The sequence below is a fragment of the Amycolatopsis pretoriensis genome, from assembly GCF_900107925.1.
Taxonomy (GTDB): domain Bacteria; phylum Actinomycetota; class Actinomycetes; order Mycobacteriales; family Pseudonocardiaceae; genus Amycolatopsis; species Amycolatopsis pretoriensis.
Genome location: NZ_FNUJ01000002.1, coordinates 1,017,943 through 1,036,857, shown reverse-complemented (window position 1 = coordinate 1,036,857; position 18,915 = coordinate 1,017,943). Strand labels below are relative to the sequence as shown.

17 protein-coding genes are annotated in these 18,915 nt (G+C 71.8%); 10 read left to right on the top strand and 7 right to left on the bottom strand.

What is annotated here, in order from left to right; all coding sequences use genetic code 11:
* Nucleotide 1: 1 nt before the first annotated feature.
* Nucleotides 2–478, bottom strand: a complete 477-nt coding sequence (locus BLV96_RS11445; RefSeq protein WP_086683964.1) for a MarR family winged helix-turn-helix transcriptional regulator — start codon at nt 476–478, stop codon at nt 2–4.
* A gap of 82 nt (nt 479–560) precedes the next feature.
* Here BLV96_RS11445 and BLV96_RS11440 point away from each other — a divergent pair, with 82 nt between their 5' ends.
* From BLV96_RS11440 to BLV96_RS11425, 4 genes are all read left to right on the top strand, one after another.
* Complete coding sequence (locus BLV96_RS11440; protein ID WP_086683967.1) at nt 561–1,202, top strand: FMN-dependent NADH-azoreductase; 642 nt, start codon at nt 561–563, stop codon at nt 1,200–1,202.
* Nucleotides 1,203–1,384: 182 nt separating this feature from the next.
* The gene (locus BLV96_RS11435; RefSeq protein ID WP_086683972.1) at nt 1,385–1,894 is read left to right on the top strand and encodes an ATP-binding protein; all 510 of its coding nucleotides are present in this window, start codon (nt 1,385–1,387) and stop codon (nt 1,892–1,894) included.
* A gap of 1 nt (nt 1,895) precedes the next feature.
* Nucleotides 1,896–2,861, top strand: a complete 966-nt coding sequence (locus BLV96_RS11430; protein ID WP_208608202.1) for a GlxA family transcriptional regulator — start codon at nt 1,896–1,898, stop codon at nt 2,859–2,861.
* Between the two features lie 591 nt (nt 2,862–3,452).
* The gene (locus tag BLV96_RS11425; RefSeq protein WP_086682812.1) at nt 3,453–4,079 is read left to right on the top strand and encodes a response regulator transcription factor; all 627 of its coding nucleotides are present in this window, start codon (nt 3,453–3,455) and stop codon (nt 4,077–4,079) included.
* Here the strand turns inward: BLV96_RS11425 and BLV96_RS11420 are convergent.
* Nucleotides 4,060–7,452 (bottom strand): indolepyruvate ferredoxin oxidoreductase family protein, encoded by a 3,393-nt coding sequence (locus BLV96_RS11420; RefSeq protein ID WP_244180170.1) that lies wholly within the window; start codon nt 7,450–7,452, stop codon nt 4,060–4,062. The two genes, BLV96_RS11425 and BLV96_RS11420, sit on opposite strands and share 20 nt — an antisense overlap.
* Before the next feature lie 158 nt (nt 7,453–7,610).
* Between BLV96_RS11420 and BLV96_RS11415 the strand changes: the two genes are divergently transcribed.
* Both BLV96_RS11415 and BLV96_RS11410 read left to right on the top strand, forming a co-directional pair.
* Nucleotides 7,611–8,057 carry an Lrp/AsnC family transcriptional regulator gene (locus tag BLV96_RS11415; protein WP_086682806.1) on the top strand — a complete coding sequence of 149 codons (447 nt, stop codon included), beginning with the start codon at nt 7,611–7,613 and terminating at the stop codon, nt 8,055–8,057.
* A gap of 1 nt (nt 8,058) precedes the next feature.
* The gene (locus BLV96_RS11410; protein ID WP_086682803.1) at nt 8,059–8,784 is read left to right on the top strand and encodes a hypothetical protein; all 726 of its coding nucleotides are present in this window, start codon (nt 8,059–8,061) and stop codon (nt 8,782–8,784) included.
* Here BLV96_RS11410 and BLV96_RS11405 read toward each other — a convergent pair.
* The 3 genes from BLV96_RS11405 to BLV96_RS11395 form a co-directional block, all read right to left on the bottom strand.
* The gene (locus BLV96_RS11405; RefSeq protein WP_086682801.1) at nt 8,781–9,779 is read right to left on the bottom strand and encodes a hypothetical protein; all 999 of its coding nucleotides are present in this window, start codon (nt 9,777–9,779) and stop codon (nt 8,781–8,783) included. The genes BLV96_RS11410 and BLV96_RS11405 overlap by 4 nt on opposite strands.
* A gap of 92 nt (nt 9,780–9,871) precedes the next feature.
* Nucleotides 9,872–11,494, bottom strand: coding sequence for a thiamine pyrophosphate-binding protein (locus BLV96_RS11400; RefSeq protein ID WP_091389036.1), 1,623 nt, complete (start codon nt 11,492–11,494; stop codon nt 9,872–9,874).
* Complete coding sequence (locus BLV96_RS11395; protein WP_086684680.1) at nt 11,491–12,264, bottom strand: cyclase family protein; 774 nt, start codon at nt 12,262–12,264, stop codon at nt 11,491–11,493. The genes BLV96_RS11400 and BLV96_RS11395 overlap by 4 nt, the downstream gene beginning before the upstream one ends.
* A gap of 121 nt (nt 12,265–12,385) precedes the next feature.
* Between BLV96_RS11395 and BLV96_RS11390 the strand changes: the two genes are divergently transcribed.
* The 4 genes from BLV96_RS11390 (at nt 12,386) to BLV96_RS11375 (ending at nt 17,663) form a co-directional block, all read left to right on the top strand.
* Nucleotides 12,386–12,781 carry a GntR family transcriptional regulator gene (locus tag BLV96_RS11390; RefSeq protein WP_086684676.1) on the top strand — a complete coding sequence of 132 codons (396 nt, stop codon included), beginning with the start codon at nt 12,386–12,388 and terminating at the stop codon, nt 12,779–12,781.
* 11 nt (nt 12,782–12,792) lie between these two features.
* On the top strand, nt 12,793–13,677 hold the full coding sequence (locus tag BLV96_RS11385) for an ABC transporter ATP-binding protein (RefSeq protein ID WP_086684673.1): 885 nt from the start codon (nt 12,793–12,795) through the stop codon (nt 13,675–13,677).
* Complete coding sequence (locus tag BLV96_RS51215; RefSeq protein ID WP_091389033.1) at nt 13,674–14,651, top strand: ABC transporter permease; 978 nt, start codon at nt 13,674–13,676, stop codon at nt 14,649–14,651. Before BLV96_RS11385 ends, BLV96_RS51215 begins: the two co-directional genes overlap by 4 nt.
* A 183-nt stretch (nt 14,652–14,834) precedes the next feature.
* A complete protein-coding gene (locus tag BLV96_RS11375; protein ID WP_086677015.1) occupies nt 14,835–17,663 on the top strand; it encodes an RICIN domain-containing protein in 2,829 nt (942 codons plus the stop codon).
* On the opposite strand, the gene BLV96_RS11370 is transcribed toward BLV96_RS11375, so the two are convergent.
* On the bottom strand, nt 17,660–18,505 hold the full coding sequence (locus BLV96_RS11370) for an SAM-dependent methyltransferase (protein ID WP_086677014.1): 846 nt from the start codon (nt 18,503–18,505) through the stop codon (nt 17,660–17,662). The two genes, BLV96_RS11375 and BLV96_RS11370, sit on opposite strands and share 4 nt — an antisense overlap.
* Before the next feature lie 70 nt (nt 18,506–18,575).
* A complete protein-coding gene (locus tag BLV96_RS11365; protein WP_086677013.1) occupies nt 18,576–18,770 on the bottom strand; it encodes a hypothetical protein in 195 nt (64 codons plus the stop codon).
* Nucleotides 18,771–18,915 lie beyond the last annotated feature (145 nt).

Here is an 18,915-nt window from a genome sequence, read left to right as displayed (position 1 = left end):
CTCAGCAGGTCGGCGGCAACGCCTCCCGGCAGGCTTCGATGTTCGTCTTGTGCGTCGCCTGCTGCAGCAGCTCGTAGAGGGTCTCGCGCTGCTCGTCGCTGAGCCCGCTGAACACCTCGTCCTCGACCGCGGCGAGCGCGAACTCCGCCCGCACCAGCAGCTTGATGCCGACGTCGGTCAGCTCGACGACGTGCCGGCGCCGGTCGACGGGGGAGCGGCGGCGCTCGATCAGGTTCTCGGCTTCGAGGTCGTTGAGCAGCCCGACGACGTTCGTGCCGTCCATCTCCAGGGTCTTCGCCAGGTCCTGCTGGGAGCTGCCGCCCAGGTCGCGCAGGACCGTCAGGGCGATCAGGTGCCGCGGCCGCAGTCCGAGCGGGGTGAGCACCGACTCGCTGCGCGTCTGCAGCCGGCGCGTCAGCTGGCCGAGCAGCGCACCACACCGGTGCGGCGGCTGGTTGACGACCGGCAGCGAGGACATGAGCCCAGTATATGGGCACCTCAACAGTCGATGTGCTATTAATGGTTTGTCCAACACCAACGATCTATGGGCGGCTAACGACATGGCGCACCTCCTCCACATCGATTCGAGCATCCAGGGCGAGCGTTCGGTGAGCCGCGCGCTCACCGCGCGGGCCGCGGCCGCGTGGCGCGCCGCGCACCCGGACGGCACGGTCACCTACCGCGACCTGGGCGCGCACCCGCTGCCCCACATCGACGCGGCGAGCGGGCTGGCCGGCATGGTGCCGCCGGAGCAGCACACGCCCGAGCAGGCGGCGGCGTGGGCGCGGACCCGCGAACTGGTCGACGAGATCAAGGCGGCCGACACGGTGCTGCTGGGCCTGCCGCTCTACAACTTCGGCGCGCCGAGCAGCGTCAAGACGTGGGTCGACCACCTCATCGCACCCGGGCTTTCGGTCGACCACGAGACGCAGACCGGCCTGCTCGGCGGCCGCGAGTTCATCGTGCTGGCCTCCCGCGGCGGCGGCTACGGCGAGGGCACGCCCCGCGAGGGCTGGGACCACGCCGAGCAGTGGCTCCCGCACGGCGTTTCGCTGACCGGCCTCCAGCCGCGGTTCATCACGGCGGAACTGACGCTGGCGCACGTCAACCCGGCGATGGCGGAGCTCATCCCGCTGGCCGACGCCAGCCTGGCCACGGCGGAGAAGATCATCGACGACCTCTGGCTCCCGGCCCGCGTCTGAGGGGGGCGGCGGCCGGCGCTGCGGGGGCCGGTGCGACCGTTCGGCGCGCGATTCCCCGCCTTCGGCGACGACCTCCTGGACCCCCAGCGTCACCACCCGACCCCGGCCGGTACCGTCCCGCCGGAGGCCGGGTGGCAAGATGCCGGGACCCGGACAGTCGACCTGGGCGAGGAAGGTCAGGTTTGAGCGCGCACACCTCCCAGATGGACGATATCCGGCTGGTCGCGCAACCCAGCGCGTTGCCGGTCACGGAACTGTTCGTCCGCCTGATTCTCACCGACTGGTCCCTGCTGCCGATGCTGGAGCACGCGACCGCGACCGCGAGACGGCTCGTCGAGACCGTGATCGACGCCGGCGACCCGCGGTCACCCGCGTTCGTCACGTTGCGGCTGCGGCTGCGCGCCGACGTGCTGTGCGTCGAGGTCGACGACGACGTGCCCGGGCTGCCCGAGCCGAAGGTCGCCGGCCCCGGCGAGCGCGTCGGCGTCACGCCCGGCGTGGGCGGGGCCCGCACCACCTGGTGCGAGCTCGAGCTGCCCGGCGGGATGAACGCCAAGCAGGTGCGCCTGCCGCGGCGGCAAGACCGCCGGACCCTGGTCGACGAGCCCGTCTCCGGCGCCCCGGTGGCGGCGGACCCGGAGGTGCTGGAGCGCCTGCTGACCCGGCTGAGCGGCTGGTCCGGCCAAAGCTGACGTGCGCCGCCGTCCTGTTCTGGTCGTGCTCTACGACGGCGTCCGACTCTTGGACGTCTCCGGGCCCCTGGAAGTCTTCGCCGAGGCCAACGAGCACGGCGGGCGCTACGAGCTGAAGACGGCTTCGCCCGGCGGCGCCGACGTCCGCGCCAACACGGGGACCCGCCTGGGCGCGGACCTCGACCTCGCCGCGGCGGACCCGCGCGGCGCGACCGTGCTGGTGCCCGGCGGGCCCGAGTGGGTCCGCACGATCGCCGACACCGAGCTCGTCGCGCAGATCCGCCGGCTGGCCGACGGCGCGGACCGGACGGCGTCGGTGTGCGCGGGCGCGTTCGCCCTCGCCGCCGCCGGCGTCCTCGACGGCCGCCGCGCCACCACGCACTGGGACCTCACCGACCAGCTCGCCCGCCGCTTCCCGCTCGTGCGGGTGGACGCCGACGCGATCTTCGTCCGGGACGGCCCGGTGATCACCTCGGCCGGCGTCACCTCCGGCATCGACCTGGCGCTCGCGCTGGTCGAGGCGGACCTCGGCGCCGAGGTGGCCCGGCTGGTGGCCAAGCACCTGGTCGTCTTCCTGCAGCGCCCGGGCGGGCAGTCGCAGTTCAGCGTCCGGCTGGAGACGGGCCGCCCGCGCACGGAGGCGCTGCGGGCCGTGCTCGACGCCGTCGCGGCCGACCCGTCGGCGCCGCACACCCTCGACGACCTGGCCGCCCGCGCCGGGGTCAGCACGCGGCACCTGACGCGCCTGTTCCGCGAGGAGCTCGGCCTCACCCCGGCGCGGTTCGTCGAGCGGGTGCGCCTGGAGTTCGCCCAGCAGCAGCTGGAGACGACGACCGAACCCCTCGACGTCGTGGCGCGGCGGTCGGGCTTCGGGTCCGCCGAGACGCTCCGGCGGGCTTTCGCGCGTGGGCTCGGTGTGACGCCGAGCGATTACCGTGCCCGGTTTCGGACGACTGGCGTCGGTTGAGCTGGATTCGCGTCGTGGCGCGGCGGTCGGGTTTCGGGTCCGCCGAGACGTTGCGGCGGGCTTTCGCGCGCGGGCTCGGTGTGACGCCGAGCGATTACCGTGCCCGGTTTCGGACGACTGGCGTCGGTTGAGCTGGATTCGCGTCGTGGCGCGGCGGTCGGGTTTCGGGTCCGCCGAGACGTTGCGGCGGGCTTTCGCGCGCGGGCTCGGTGTGACGCCGAGCGATTACCGTGCCCGGTTTCGGACGACTGGCGTCGGTTGAGCTGGATTCGCGTCGTGGCGCGGCGGTCGGGTTTCGGGTCCGCCGAGACGCTCCGGCGGGCTTTCGCGCGCGGGCTCGGTGTGACGCCGAGCGATTACCGTGCCCGGTTCCGGACGACTGGCGTCGGTTGAGCTGGATTCGCGTCGTGGCGCGGCGGTCGGGCTTCGGCTCCGCCGAGACGCTCCGACGAGCCTTCGCCCGCGGCCTCGGCATAACTCCCAGCGACTACCGCGCCCGGTTCCGGACCACCGGCATCCGCTGAACCGGACCCGCCTCCCGATCCGTGCATCCAGGCAGGGAGAGGACGTGGAGGCGAGGAGGCAGCACCAGTGCGCATTGTCATCGCGGAAGAAGACGCCCTGCTGCGGGAGGGGCTCGTGCTGCTCCTGCGCAGCGAGGGCTTCGACGTCGCCGCGGCCGTCGACCACCCCGGCGACCTCCTGGCCGCCGTCGCGGCCGAAGCGCCGGACCTGGCCGTCGTCGACGTCCGGATGCCGCCGACGTTCACCGACGAAGGGCTGCGGGCCGCCCTCGAAGCGCGCCGGCTCATGCCGGGGCTGGCGATCCTCGCGCTCTCGGCGTTCGTCGAAGACGGCTACGCGGGCGACCTCCTGGCCGCCGGGGGCAGCGGCGCGGGCTACCTGCTCAAGGAGCGCGTCGGCAAGCCCGACGAGTTCCTCGACGCCCTCAAGCGCGTCGCCGCCGGCGGGACCGTCCTGGATCGGGACGTCGTCGCCGTCCAGCTGTCCCGGCCACGGCCCGGTGACCCCGTCGGCACCCTCACCGCGCGTGAACGCGAGGTCGTCGCGCTGCTGGCCGAAGGCCACTCGGTGCCGACGATCGGGCGGCTGCTCGGCATCGGCACCGCGGCCGCCCGAAGGCACGCCGGGGACGTCAGCGCGAAGCTGCGCGTCCCCGACGGTGCCCAGGCGATGCTCAGCTACTTGCGGGCGTGAGGACCTCGGCCTGCTTCTCGCGGTACCGGGCCACGTTGGCGAGCTTGACGTCCTCGTAGCCGCGGACCAGGTCGGGCAGCTCGGCCAGGGCGAGGACCCGGGCGCGGTCGACGTCGGCCGCCGAGAAGGCCTTGAGCACCGTGCCGCGGTAGTCCTCGATCAGCTCGCGCTCCACCCGCCGCACTTCGGCGCGGCCGAACGGGTCGAGCCGCGTGCCGCGCAGCCGGCGCAACGCGTGCAGCACCCGGAACGCCGGGCGGAACCACCGGCCCAGGCTGATCTTGCGCTTCATCCCGAGCGCCCGCAGCACCGGCGGGTGCAGCCGGTAGGCGTACTTCGTGCCTTCGCCGAACTGCTCTTCCAGGCCCGAGGTGAACGCCGGGTCGAGCGAGAGCCGCGCGACCTCGTACTCGTCCTTGTACGCCATCAGCTTGTACAGGTGCTTCGCGACGGCCTCGGTGATCTCCGTCGGCCCGTCCTCCAGCACCCGCACCCGCTCGACGAACTCCGCGTACGCCCGCGCGTACCGCTTGTCCTGGTAGGCCACCAGATCCGGGATCCGGACGTCGAGCAGGCGCGCCAGCTCCGACCCGGGTTCCGCGTGCACCAGCTTCCGCACGGAAGGCTGCGTCACCGGCCGCGCCGGAGCGGGCGTGCTCGCGAGCGCGGAGGGATCGGCGACGAGCTGGCGGCCGCGGCGGAAGGCCTGCAGGTTCGCCGCCACGGCGGTGCCGTTCAGCTCGATCGCGCGCTCGATCACCGCGGCCGGCAAGCCGATCGCGCCGGTCTGGAAGGCCGCGCCGAGCTGCAGCACGTTCGCGAACTGGTCGTCGTCGAACAGCTCTTCGGCCAGGCCACGCGCGTCCAGGGACACCGTGCGCGCGGCCGCGGCCTCCAGCGGCGCGAGGACGCTGCCGGGGTCCGGGAAGGACACCGTCGTGTCGACGACCATCCGGCCGGTCGGCACCTCGGTCGTCGACACGACCGCGGTGGTCCGGGAAGCGTCGGCCACGCCGAGGTTCGCCGCGTCCGCGCCGACCAGCGCGTCGCAGGCCAGGTAGAGGTCGCACTCGCCGGCGGCCAGCTTCGGGGCCTGCTCGACCGGCTCCGCCGTCACCTTCAGGTCGGACACCACCGCGCCGCCCTTCTGGGCCAGCCCGGTCTGGTCGAGCGTGCGGACGTGCCGCCCGTCGAGCACCGCGGCGGTGGCGAGGATCTGCGTCACGGTGACCACGCCGGTGCCGCCGATCCCGGTGATCCGCACGGTGAAGTCCGTTGCGGACGCCGGGGGAGCGGGGATGGCGTCCGCGGCCAGCTCACCGAGCTTGCGCCGCTGCTTGCGACCGGTCGGCACGACGGTGACGAACGACGGGCAGTCCCCGGCCAGGCACGAGTAGTCGACGTTGCACGACGACTGGTGGATCGTGGTCTTGCGGCCGAACTCGGTCGCGACCGGCTGCACCGACAGGCAGTTCGACTTCGTGCCGCAGTCGCCGCAGCCCTCGCAGACGCGCTCGTTGATGACCACGCGGGTCGTCGGCGTCGCCTGCTTGCCGCGGCGGCGCTTCCGCCGCTTCTCGGCCGCGCACTCCTGCTCGTGGATCAGCACGGTGACGCCCTTGATCCCGGCCAGTTCCTCTTGCGTGGCCAGGAGTTCGGTGCGGTCGCGGACGTCGACGCCGGCGGGCAGCTTGCGGCGCCGCAGCTTCGCGGGCGCGTCGCTGGTGATCACGACCTTCTTCGCGCCTTCGACCAGCAGCAGCTCGGCGACCTTCTCCACCGGCAGCCCGCCGACGGCGTCCTGGCCGCCGGTCATCGCGACCGCGGAGTTGTAGAGCAGCTTGTAGGTGATGTTGACGCCGGCCGCGACGGCCGCGCGCACGGCGAGGCTGCCGGAGTGGGTGAACGTGCCGTCGCCGATGTTCTGGACGAAGTGCTCGGCTTCCACGAACGGCGCCATGCCGATCCACTGCGTGCCCTCGCCGCCCATCTGCGTCACGCCGAGGACGGTGCCGACCTGGTCGGGCTCCATGAACAGGGCCATGGTGTGGCAGCCGATGCCGCCGCCGACCAGGGTGCCTTCCGGGACCTTCGTCGACGAGTTGTGCGGGCAGCCGGAGCAGAAGTACGGCGTGCGCGCCAGCAGCGGCACCGAGATGCGCTCGCGGCGACGGCGGCCGCGGAACTCGTCGACCGACGGGATGCCTGCGGGCAGCCGCCGGGCCAGGCCGGCCGCGATGCCGTCCGGGTCCAGCTCGCCGAGCTCGGTGAACAGCGTCCGGCCGTCGCGGTCCTTCTTGCCGGTGACCGCGGGCGCGCCGGGGACGCCGTAGAGGACCTCTTTGAGCGCCGTCTCGATGAACGACCGCTTCTCCTCGACGACGACGATCTCGTCGAGCCCCTCGGCGAACTCGCGGACGATCCCGGGTTCGAGGGGGTGGATCGCGCCGAGCTTGAGCACGCGGATGCCGTGCTGCCGCAGGCTTTCCGCGTCGAGACCCAGGGACCGGAACGCCTGCTGGAGGTCCAGGTAGGACTTCCCGGCGGCGACGATGCCGATCCGGTCGGCCGGGCCGCGCGCGGTGATCCGGTTGATCCCGGCCGCGCGCAGGTAGTCGAGCACGAGCGGCAGCCGGACGGTGAAGAGGCTGCGCTCCAGTTCGGCGAGGCTGGTGCCGAGCAGACGCGAAGTCGGCGTGTGCCGGTACCCCTTTTCGAGCTCCGGAGCGGTCCACTGCGGATCGACGATGGCCGTGCCGGAGGCGTCGGCGACGTTGGCGACGACCTTCAGCGACGTCCACACGCCGGCGAACCGCGACAGCTCGACCGCGTGCATGCCGAGGTCCAGGACGTCCTGGGAGTCGGCCGGGTAGAGGATCGGGATGGCCAGGTCGGCGAGCGCCAGCTCGGACGCGCACGGGACGGTCGAGGACTTCGCGTTCGGGTCGTCGCCGACGAGCGCGACGGCGCCGCCGCGCGGGTCGGTGCCGGCCAGGTTGGCGTGGCGGAGGGCGTCGGTGGCCCGGTCGAGGCCCGGGGCCTTTCCATACCAGAACCCGGTGACACCGCGGCGGCCGCCGGCGCCGGCGACGAGCTGGCTGCCCATGACCGAGGTCGCGGCCAGCTCCTCGTTGAGGCCCGGGCGGTGCACGACGTCGTGCTTCTCCAGCAGCTTCGCGCGGCGGCCGAGCTCGAGGTCGTAGCCGGCCAGCGGCGAGCCCTCGTAGCCGGAGACGAACACGGCGGGGTCGCCGCCGCGGGCGCGGTCGTGGCGGACGCGGTCGAACAGCAGCCGGACCAGGGCCTGCACCCCGCTCAGGTGCACGGTCCCCGCTTCTTTCAGGTACCGGTCCTCCAGCGTGAACGTCTCCACGGCGCGGGCCTCCTTCGCGTCGGTTGTGCTTCGGAGCACACTGCGGCGCGGGTCACCCTCACGCAACAGCCACGGCGGGATCAGGGTGTCACACGCAAAGTTCAGCGTATCCAGTGATGGAGTGGTCCCGTTTTTTGCGTCCGTTTACGCTCGGACGCATGACCGACGACCTGCTCGACGCGACCGACCACGAAATCCTCGGTCTGCTGCGCGAAGACGCCCGCCGCACGCTGTCGGACATCGCCGGCCGGGTCACGCTGTCGACGGCCGCGGTCAAGCGCCGCATCGACCGGCTGCGGGAGACCGGCGTGATCACCGGGTTCACGGTGCAGGTCGACCACGCGAAGCTGGGCTGGGGGATCGAGGCGTTCACCGAGCTGCGGTTCGTCGGGAACACGAAGGTCGCGGAGATCCTGCGCACGACCACGCGGATGCCCGAGGCGCAGGCGGTGTTCACGATCGCGGGCGACCCGGACGCGCTCGTGTGGCTGCGGGTGCGGGACATGGCCCACCTGCAGAAGACGATCGACGAGATCCGCCGCCAGCACCAGGTCACCGGCACGAAGACGTTGATCGCGCTGGAATCCTGGTCGCGGGGGAACTGACGTGCTCGTGACGCTGGCCGAGCGGCCGGACCTCGCCGACGCCGTCTACGCGATCCCCTACCCGCCCGGCTCGCCGGCTTTCATGGCGGGCAGCCTGACGAGCCTGCTGGTGCGCAGGCGCCGGGTGGCGCGGCGCTGGCCGCACCTGGTCGTCGCGCTCCTCGAAGACGGCCGACCGGTGGCGCGCGGGGTCATGGTGCCGTTCCGCGGCCGTGGGACGCTTCCCGCGCGCGGCTGGGACGAAGTGGCGGTGTGGGCCACCGAGGACGCGCTCGACGACGTCACCCCGGACACCGCGTGCGCGCTGGAGATCGCGGTGCACCCGGAGCACCAGGCCCGCGGCCACTCCCGGACGGTCTTGGAAGGCATGCGCGCGGCGGCGGCCGGGATGGATTCGCTGGTGATCCCGGTCCGCCCGCCGGACAAGGCCGCGGTGCCGTCTTCGTCGATGCGGGACTACGCGGCCGAGACGCGGGCGGACGGGTTGCCGGCCGACCGCTGGCTGCGCACCCACGTGCGAGCCGGCGGCCGGATCGAGGGCGTGGCGTCCTGCTCGGCAACGGTCCAGGCGCCTCTCGAGGACTGGCGCCGCTGGACCGGGCTGCCGTTCGCCGACGACGGCCTGGTCCTCGTCCCGGGTGCGCTGGCCCCCGTGTTCGTGTCGACGGTCCACAACTTCGCGGTCTACGTCGAGCCGAACGTCTGGGTGTCGCACCGGGTCGGCTAGCCGCGCAGCAGGACTCCGGAGGTGCGCTCCCGCTCGAAGAAGAACTCCGGCCACTCGAGACCGTCCGGCGGCGCGTCGATCGCGGTCGCCCGCCGGCGCATCTCGTTCAGGTAGCCGGTGTCGAGGAGCGTGCGGGCCGACAGCGGTTCGCGCAGCATGGTGTCGATCGGACCTTCGTACAGGTACGCGTCCACACCGGGGAAACCCTTGCTGCCGGGCGGGTACTCGCGGTTCGTCGGGAAGTACGTCGTGTCGAGCGCTCCCAACCACGAGCCCGCGATCGGCGTCAGCGACGGCCACGCGCCCAGACGCTGCTCCAGCCGGGCGTTGTCCGAACTGAACCCGTAGTGGTCCGCCACGACGTACGCCGCGCCGGGGTACTCGCGTTCCAGCTGGGCGACCGCGCCGCTGCCGCCGTCGTGCTTCAGGTGCCCCAGCCCGAACAACATGAGCGCCTTGCGGTGCTTCTGCAGCACCTGCGTCTTCACCACCGACGTGATCGACGCGTCCCGGTCGTGGAACGGCTCCATGTCCGCCGCGCTGTGGACCCGGCTCCAGTCGATGGGCGGGTCGCCCGCCAGGACGCGGATCTTCCGCTCGGCCGGCAGCTTCGTGTTGACCTGCCTGACCAGGGCGAAGAGCTGTTCGTAGAACAGCGAGAACCCGCAGCTCGGCTGGGTCGTGTCCCGCCAGACGTGACTGATGTCCGGGACGTCACCGCCCGCGATGTAGGTGTCCAGCATCGGCTGGAGGCGGGCGTTCCCGCACTCCACGACGACGTCGTTCACCCGGCCCGGGAAGCGGGGGTCGCGGACGAGGTCGAAGACGAACGGCCCGGGGTCCGGGCTGGACTTCGCGACGATCGAGTGGGTGCCGAAGGCGGCGAGCAGCGCGCCGACGGGATCGGACGGCGGTCGTGGCTTCCCCGCGTCGGCGGGTGCGGCCACCAGCGTGGCGGCCGCGAGCACGGCCAGGACGGTCTTGACCAAGCGCATGAGGGCTCCCCAGAACGGATTACCTATTGTCTTACGACTGTAGGACAACTAGGTCAGCATCCAGCGCCGCCCGGGCCGCTGTCAAGGCCGGGTCAGTGCTTGAACGCCTCCGCGAGCCACCACGAACCGCCGTCGTCGGCGATCTTGGCGTCGATGACCAGCGGTGCGTCGCGCGGTCCCGCGAGCCACTCGCGCACCGCGAAGAGGTCCTCGGCCGACCGCACGGTGACGCCGTCGGCGCCGAAGCCGCGGCCGATCGCGGCGAGGTCGGAGTCGGGGAACCGGACCGTGGTCATGTCGGCGTCGCCGAAGTGGTGGACCTCCGCGCCGTACGCGGCGTCGTTGTAGACGATCACCACCAGTGGCAGGCCGAGCCGGACCGCGGTGTCCAGTTCGGACAGTGCCATGTGGAACCCGCCGTCACCGGTGCCGAGCACCGGCAGCCGGTCCGGGCGGGCGAGTGCCGCGCCGATCGCGGTGCCCAGGCCCAGCCCGATGCTCTGGAACGCCTGCGTGAAGCAGAACCCCTGTTCGTCGGGCACCGACAGGTACGCGCTCGGGTACCCCATGAAGTTGCCGGAGTCGATCGAGACGATCCGCTCGGCGGGCAGCAGCTCGTCCAGGAGCCGGCTCAGCGTCCGCGGGTCGATCCGGCCGCCCCGGGAGAGGTCTTCGTGCTCGACGTCGGCCCAGCGACCGGTGGCGATGCGGGCCGCGACCTCGTCGGAGCGGTAACCCGGCTTCTCCTTCACCGCCGCGAGGACGTCCGAAGCCGTGCTCGCGACATCGCCGGTGACGCCGAGGTCGATCGGCCGGTGCGCGCCCGGCGCGCCCTGGTCGAGGTCGACCTGGACGAGTTTCGCGTGCGGGCTGAGCAGTTTCCCGTGGCGGGTGGTCCACATGTTCAGCGCGCAGCCCCAGCCGACGACGAGGTCCGCGCCGACGATCAGCTCGGCGGCCAGGGGCGAGGCGAAACCGCCGGAGATGCCGAGCGCGAACTCGTCGTCGTGGAAGAGCCCGTGCGCGACGGCCGAGGTCGCCAGCAGCGCCCCGCACCGGGAAGCCAGCTCCCGCAACGGTTCCCGGCTGTCGCGCGCGCCGCGGCCGGCGATGAACACCGGTCGTTCGGCGGCGTCGAGGAGCTCGGCGAAGGCCGCGACCGCCGCCGCGTCCGGCCGGACGAGTGCCGGGCCGGGGACGTCTGGCAGCGTGCCCGCCGCGTCCGGCGCGGGCTGGGCCTGGACGTCGAGGGGAAGGTTCAGCACGACGGTCCGGCGCTGCTGCCGCGCGGTCCGGAACGCCCGCACGGTGTCGGCGACCGCGCTCGCGGCCGAGTGCACCCGTTCCGGCACGGCGCCGACCGCGGTGGCCAGCGCGTTCTGGTCGACGCGGAAGTTCGACAGCACCGACGCGCCCGCGGAGTCGGCGGTGAGCACGATCATCGGGGTCCGGCTCTTGGCCGCCTCGGTGATGCCGGTCATCGCGTTGGTCAGCCCGCACCCTTGGTGCAGCGACAGCACCGAGACCTCGCCGCTCATCCGCGCGTACGCGTCGGCCATGCTCGCCGCGCCGCCTTCGTGGCGGGCGGCGACGAACCGGACGCCGCCCGCGCGCAGCGCGTTCGTCACCTCGAAGTTTCCGCTGCCCACCACACCGAACGCGGCGCCGGCGCCGAGGCCGGCCAGCGTGCGGCCGACGAGTTCGGCGACGTTCACCGCTCCACCAGGGCCAGCACGCGGGCCGGGCTGCCGGAGCCGCCGACGATCGGCAGCGGCGAGACGACGAGCAGCGTGCCGGTCGGCGGCAGCGCGGCCAGGTTCTGCAGCTGCGTCAGGCCGTGCTTCCCGGCGCCCAGCAGCAGTTCGTGGCACGGGAACATCGGCTCGAGGCCGGGTGCCTGGCCCGCGTCGGTGCCGACGGTTTCCACGCCGAGCCCGGTGATCGGGGTTTCCTCCGCGAGCCACCGCGCGCACTCGGGCGAGACGCCGGGGGAGTGCGAGCCGGTGTCGTCGGCGTTGAGGAAGGCGTCCTGGTCGTGGCCGCGGGTGTCCCAGCCGGTCCGGTAGAGCAGCCAACCGCCGTCGGGCAGCGCGCCGTGCTCGGCCGTCCACGCGGTGACGTCGTCGATCGAGAGCAGGAAGTCGGGGTTCGCGGCAGCCTGCGCCGAGAAGTCCAGCACGACCGCGGGCGCGACCAGCGTCCTGAGCGGCACCTGCGAAACGTCGTGACCGTCCTTTCCGGACACCCAGTGGACGGGGGCGTCGAGGTGGGTGCCGGTGTGCTCGCCGGTGTGGATGTCGTTCCAGTACCACCGCGGGCCGCGCTCGTCGTAGCGGCTGATCTCCTCCAGCCGGAACGGGATGGTGTTGGCGAACGGCTCCGGCAGCTGCAGGATCGGCGTGGTCGCGCTCAGGGGAGCGGTGAGGTCGACGATCTCGACCGACCCGTCGCCGAGCGCCTTGCTCAGCCCGTCCAACAACGACATGCCTGCCTCCCGGGTGCCGGTGTGCGTTCTCAATCGAGACCCTATGCCCGCGAGGCGCTGCTTGACAGCCACGAGGTCTCGGGTGTTGTCTTAATGTCGTAAGACAATAGGAAGGTGTCGGGTGATCGAGTTCGTCCTGGACGGCCGCTCGCGGGTCGCCACGTACATGCAGCTCGTCGTCCAGGTGAAGCAGGCGCTGCGGGTCGGCCTGCTGCGCCCCGGCGACCAGCTGCCGAAGGTGCGCGAAGTGGCCCAGGCGCTGGCGATCAACCCGAACACCGTGCTCAAGGCCTACCGCGAGCTGGTTCTGGAGGGACTCGCGGAGGGCAAGCCGGGGGTGGGCACGTTCGTCACCGGCGACCTGGCCGGGCCGTCGCTGGGCAACCAGGCGCGGCTGCGCGACGAGCTCGTGGCCTGGCTGGAGCGCGCCGAAGCCGCGGGGATGTCGCCCGACGACATCGCGGCCCTGATCGAGACCACGTTGCGGGGCACCGCGGTGCCCCGCAACCTTGCGTAGGGAGTTCCGGGATGGAACCGGCAGTCGAAGCCCGGGCGCTGGGCAAGCGCTACGGGCGCACCTGGGCGTTGCAGGACTGCACGCTGGACGTGCCCGCCGGGCGGATCGCCGCGCTGGTCGGCCCGAACGGCGCGGGCAAGACGACACTGCTGCACCTGGCCGTCGGGCTGCTGCGGCCGGACGCGGGGGAGGTGCGCGTGTTCGGCCGCGGCCCGCGGTCGGTGCTCGCCGACATCGGGTTCGTCGCGCAGGACACCCCGCTCTACCGCGACTTCACCGCGGCCGAGCTCGTCACCATGGGCGGCAAGCTGAACCGCCGCCGCTGGGACGCCGCGCTGGCCCGCGAACGGCTCGCCGCGCTCGGCATCCCGCCGGACAAGCCGGTCGGCAAGCTCTCGGGCGGGCAGCGGGCGCAGGTCGCGCTCGCGCTGGCCCTGGCGAAACGCCCGCGGCTGCTGCTGCTCGACGAGCCCATCGCGAGCCTGGACCCGTTGGCGCGCCGGGAGTTCATGCAGGCGCTGATGGGGGCGGTGGCCGAAAGCGAGACGACCGTCCTGCTGTCCTCGCACCTGCTCGCCGACCTCGAGCGCAGCTGCGACTACCTGATCGTCCTGCAGCAGTCCCGCGTCCAGCTGACCGGTACGGTCGACGAGCTGCTCGACGCGCACCGCACGCTGGTCGGCCCGCGGGCCGGCAGCGAGTCGATCGCCGGGGTGGCGAAGGTGGTCCGTGCGAGCCACACCGAACGCCAGTCGACCCTGCTCGTCCGCCGCGGCGACGGCCCGGTCGATCCCTTGTGGACGGAGCACGAGGTGACCCTGGAGGACTTGGTGCTGGCGCACCTGGCCGAAGCCGAGACCCGCGTCGCGGCGGCCGCGTGGGAGGTGCCGGCATGATCTGGCTGACCTGGCGCCAGCACCGCAGGCAGGCGCTGTTCACCCTCGGCGCACTCGTCGCGCTGGCCGCGATCATGGTCCCGACGGGCCTGGCGATGCACGCGAAGTACGACAGCCTGGGCCTGCCGGCGTGCCGGGCCGCGCTCGGCAGCGCGTCGATGATCACGCAGACCGAGGCGTCATCCCGGTGCGAGAGCCTGGGGCACCAGTTCCAGCAGCAGTTCAGCGGGATGGTGTTCGTCGCGGTCCTGTTCGTGGTGCTGCCGGTCCTGGTCGGCGTGTTCTTCGGCGCGCCGCTGGTCTCCCGCGAGTTCGAGCAGGGCACCCACCGTCTTGTGTGGACACAGGGCGTCAGCCGGTTGCACTGGGCGGCGGTGAAGTTCGGCCTGGTCGGCGCGATCACGGTGGTGCTGTCGGTCGGGTACGCGCTGGGCGTGTCGTGGTGGTTCCAGCCGCTGGTGTCGGCTTCGGCCGGGCGGATGACGTACTTTTCGTTCGACGTCCAGGGCGTGGTACCGATCGCGTACACGCTGTTCGCGCTGGCGCTGGGGATCTTCGCGGGAACGTACTGGCGCAAGGTGCTGCCGGCGATGGGGATCGCCCTGGTCGGTTTCGCGGCGGTCCGGGTGGCGATCGAGGTCCTGGCCCGGCCCCGGTACCTGCCGGCGTCGACGTTGTCGTTCCCGCCGTCGGGCACGCAGACCCCGAACCCGGCGTCGGGTGACTGGGTGCTGTCCGAGGGAGTCCGCAACGCGGCGGGCGAGATGGTGCTCCCGGACGCCCGGATCGGCCCGTGCCCACCGGAGGGCTGCGGGGCGGGTGGCGGCGCGGCGGGGCCGGGGGCGTACAACTGGATGGAGTACCAGCCGGGGGACCGGTTCTGGACGTTCCAGGGGATCGAGACGGGGATCTTCGTCGCGCTGACGGCGGCACTGGTGTACTTCGCGCTCCGCCGCCTGCGCACGATCGCCTGACCCAAGCGCCCCAATGTGGCCTTCGGTGCGTCAGACGCACCGAAGGCCACATTGGGTGCGTCTGACGCAACCAAGGCCACATTGGGGCGCTGGGCGACCACCGGCGAATGGCGGATTTACAACGTTGTATCAACCCGGTAAACCTACTTTTACAACGTTGTAAAGCCGAGCGGAGGCCCAACCGTGTCGCTGAACCGCAGGCAGTTCGTCACCGGAGCCGTCGCCGCCACCCTGCTGACCGGGGCGAACGTCCCCAAAGCGGCCGCCGCCGCGCAAGGCGGGCTCTACACCCCCAACGCCGCGCCGCTCAAGCCGACCGCGTTCCTCAAACTTCCGCCCGGCGCCGTCACCGCGAAAGGCTGGCTCGCCGGCCAGCTGAAACTGCAGCTCGACGGCCTCTGCGGCCACTACGCCGAAACCTCGCACTTCCTCGACTTCGCCACCAGCGGCTGGGTCCACCCCGACCGCCCCGGCTGGGAAGAAGTGCCCTACTGGCTGCGCGGCTACGTCGACCTCGCCGCCGTCACCGGCGACGCCACCGCCAAAGCCACCGCCCAGAAGTGGATCGACGCCGTCCTCGCGACGCAGCAGTCCGACGGCTTCTTCGGGCCCTCCGCCCTGCGCACCGCGCTCAACAACGGCCCCGACTTCTGGCCCTACCTCCCGCTGCTGCAAGCCCTGCGCTCCTGGCAGGAGTACACCGGCGACACCCGCGTCGTCCCGTTCCTCACCCGGTTCCTCCGCTACATGAACGCCCAGGGCAAGAGCGCCTTCGACTCCAGCTGGGTGTCCGTCCGCTGGGGTGACGGCCTCGACAGCGTCTTCTGGCTCTTCAACCGCACCGGCGACACCTTCCTGCTCGACCTCGCCGACAAGATCCACGCCTACGGCGCGAACTGGGTGAACAACCTCCCGAGCCTGCACAACGTCAACATCGCCCAGGGCTTCCGCGAACCCGCCCAATACGCGCTGCGGTCCGGCAACGCGAGTCTTACCCAGGCCACTTACCAGGACTACGCCACGGTCATGGCGACGTACGGCCAATTCGCCGGTGGTGGCTTCGCCGGCGACGAGAACGCCCGGCCCGGCTTCGGCGATCCGCGGCAGGGCTTCGAAACCTGCGGGATCGTCGAGTTCATGGCGAGCCACCAGCTGCTCACCCGCCTCACCGGCGACCCCGTCTGGGCCGACCGCTGTGAGGACCTCGCCTTCAACTCCCTGCCCGCCTCGCTCGACCCCGCCGGGCGCGCGGTCCACTACATCACCAGCGCGAACAGCGTCGACCTCGACGACGTCCCCAAGAGCGAAGGCCAGTTCCAGAACGGCTTCGCCATGCAGGCCTACCTGCCCGGCGTCGACCAGTACCGCTGCTGCCCGCACAACTACGGCATGGGCTGGCCGTACTTCACCGAAGAACTCTGGCTCGCCACCCCGGACAACGGCCTCGCCGCCGCGATGTACTCCGCCAGTAGCGTGACGGCGAAGGTCGGCGACGGCACCTCCGTGACCATCGCCGAGGACACCACCTACCCGTTCTCCGAACAGATCACCTTCACCGTCCGGACGCCGAAGAGCCTCGCTTTCCCGCTGTACGTCCGGATTCCCGCGTGGTGCGCGGCGCCGCGGCTGGTCGTCGCGGGCGCGCCGGTCGCCGCGGCGGCCGGGCCGGCGTTCGTCAAGGTCGACCGGACCTGGGTGAACGGTGATGTCGTCACGCTCACCCTGCCCCAGCGCACCACCACTCGGACGTGGGCGGCGAACCACGACTCCGTCACGGTCGACCACGGCCCGCTGACGTACTCGCTGAAGATCGGCGAGAGCTACCAAAGCCTCGGCGGGACCGCGCAGTTCCCGCAGTACGCCGTGCACGCGACGACGCCGTGGAACTACGGCCTCACCGTCGGCGCCGCGCTGACGTTCTCGCCGGCGAGCGGCGCGCTGCCCGCCAACCCGTTCACGCCCGACACCGCGCCGGTCAAGATCACCGCCACCGCGCGGAAGATCGCCGAGTGGACCGCCGACGACCAGCACGTCGTCACGCCGCTGCAGGCGTCCCCGGCGCTCAGCACCGCGGCGGTCGAGACGGTCACGCTGATCCCGATGGGTGCCGCGCGGCTGCGCGTCACGTCGTTCCCGACGGCCGACCCGAACGGTCACCCGTGGTCACCGGGTGGCGGGGGAGCGGGCTTCCGGATCGTGAACCGCAACTCCGGCAAGGTGCTCGGTGTCGATCAGATGTCCACTGTGGACAGTGCGAGAGTGGTGCAATTCGCGGACAACGGCACCGACGACCACGTCTGGCACCTCGTGGCAAACGGCGACGGCTGGTACCGCGTCCGCAACCACCACTCGGGCAAGGTGCTCGGCGTCGATCAGATGTCCACCGCGGACAGTGCGAAGGTCGTGCAGTTCACGGACAACGGCACCGCGGACCACCTCTGGCAGCTGGTCGACAACGGCGACGGCTGGTGGCGGCTGAAGAACCGCAACTCCGGCAAGGTCCTGGGCATCGACGGGATGTCCACCGCGGACAGTGCCCAGGTCGTCCAGTTCGGCGACAACGGCTCGGCCGACCACGTGTGGCGGCTCGTCCCGGACGGCCGCCTCAGGGTCGAGAACCGCAACTCCGGCAAGGTTCTCGGGGTGGATCAGATGTCCACAGCGGACAGTGCGCGGGTCGTGCAGTTCGCCGACAACGGCACCGACGACCACCTGTGGACGTTCGAAGCCGCCGCCGACGGCTGGTTCCTCATCCGCAACGTCCATTCGGGCAAGGTGCTCGGCGTCGACGGGATGTCCACTGCGGACAGCGCGAAAGTCGTCCAGTTCACCGACAACGGGTCCGCGGACCACCTCTGGCGCCCGGCCGACAACGGCGACGGCTGGTGGCGGCTGAAGAACCGCAACTCCGGCAAGGTCCTGGGCGTGGATCGGATGTCCACCGCGGACAGTGCCCAGGTGGTGCAGTTCGGCGACACCGGGACCGCCGACCACCTCTGGCGGTTGCGTTAGCGCTTGACCCCGACGATCCCGGCCACGCACTTCGCCGAACCCGACAGCGGCGTGAGCCGGGGGCCGTCCGGCCACCACTCGTCGCACACCGCCAGGCCGGGGCCGGACGTCGCGTTCGGCGGGAGGAACTCCAGGCCGGGCAGCATGGCTTCGATCTCCACGCGGGTGCGGAACCGGCCGGCGCCCAGCGGCCCCTGCACCAGGATCTGCTCGATCCGCTTCGCGATCGCGGTCAGGTCCGCCACCTCGGGGTCGAAGAAGTGCGAGAGCACCACGTACGAACCCGGGGCGAGCGCGTCGATGTACTCGCGCATGACGTCGACCGCGCCGTCGCCCTCGAAGTGGTGCATCGTGCCGACGTGCAGCAGCGCGACCGGCTCCGAGAAGTCGATGTGTGAGCGCACCTCGTCGTGGCCGAGCACCGCTTCGGGCTTGAAGATATCCGCCTCGACCATGTGCGTGAAGTCGTTCTCGACGAGCAGCGCGCGGCCGTGCGCGAGGACCACCGGGTCGTTGTCGACGTAGACGACGGTGTGGTCCTTGTCGATGCGCTGGACGATCTGGTGCGTGTTCTCCGCCGTCGGCAGGCCGGACCCGCAGTCGAGGTACTGCCGGATCTTGGTCTGGCTTGCCAGCATCCGCAGCGCGCGGTTGTGGAACCCGCGGTTTCCGCGGGCGATGTCGACCGCTTCCGGGACCGCGGCGCGGATCTTCTCCATGACCACGCGGTCGACCTCGTAGAAGTTGTTGCCACCGAGGAAGCCGTCGTAGATCCGCGCGATGCTCGGCCGGTCGGGGTCGACTCCCACCGGCTTCTGGCTCGGGGACAGCGTCTCGGACATGGCGACCTCGCAGGACTTCGGCGTGGGGCCACCCAGCGTAGTAGTTCGCGTCCGCGCGGTGAACGCGAGGTCAGCCGCTCGGGCGAAGCCGCTGGTCAGGGATGTCGTCGCGGGCGCGCTGGGCGCGTTCGCGACGCAGCCGGCCGAGGTGCTGCTCGATCCGCCGGTCGAGGTCCCGCGCGGCCTCGGACAGTTCCGTCAGGTCGCGACGGGACGCCGGGTGGCCGACGGCCCCCGTGTCCACTTCGTCCCCTGCCCTGTCCACTCGCGGCACCTCCCGGATCGGATCGGCCTGATCCCCGTTCAAGGCGTTACTGCCCCAACCGGCGCAAGCCAAAACACGACGGGCGGTGATGCCGGGCACGCCGGTGCGGCCGTCCGGTGGACCGGCGGCGAAATCCCTGGTGTCA

Excerpts from the sequence above, each read along its gene's own strand:
- BLV96_RS11445 (WP_086683964.1), bottom strand. The coding sequence starts at position 478 with ATGTCCTCGCTGCCGGTCGTCAACCAGCCGCCGCACCGGTGTGGTGCG.
- BLV96_RS11440 (WP_086683967.1), top strand. The coding sequence starts at position 561 with ATGGCGCACCTCCTCCACATCGATTCGAGCATCCAGGGCGAGCGTTCG.
- BLV96_RS11415 (WP_086682806.1), top strand. The coding sequence starts at position 7,611 with ATGACCGACGACCTGCTCGACGCGACCGACCACGAAATCCTCGGTCTG.
- BLV96_RS11405 (WP_086682801.1), bottom strand. The coding sequence starts at position 9,779 with ATGCGCTTGGTCAAGACCGTCCTGGCCGTGCTCGCGGCCGCCACGCTG.
- BLV96_RS11395 (WP_086684680.1), bottom strand. The coding sequence starts at position 12,264 with ATGTCGTTGTTGGACGGGCTGAGCAAGGCGCTCGGCGACGGGTCGGTC.
- BLV96_RS11385 (WP_086684673.1), top strand. The coding sequence starts at position 12,793 with ATGGAACCGGCAGTCGAAGCCCGGGCGCTGGGCAAGCGCTACGGGCGC.
- BLV96_RS51215 (WP_091389033.1), top strand. The coding sequence starts at position 13,674 with ATGATCTGGCTGACCTGGCGCCAGCACCGCAGGCAGGCGCTGTTCACC.
- BLV96_RS11370 (WP_086677014.1), bottom strand. The coding sequence starts at position 18,505 with ATGTCCGAGACGCTGTCCCCGAGCCAGAAGCCGGTGGGAGTCGACCCC.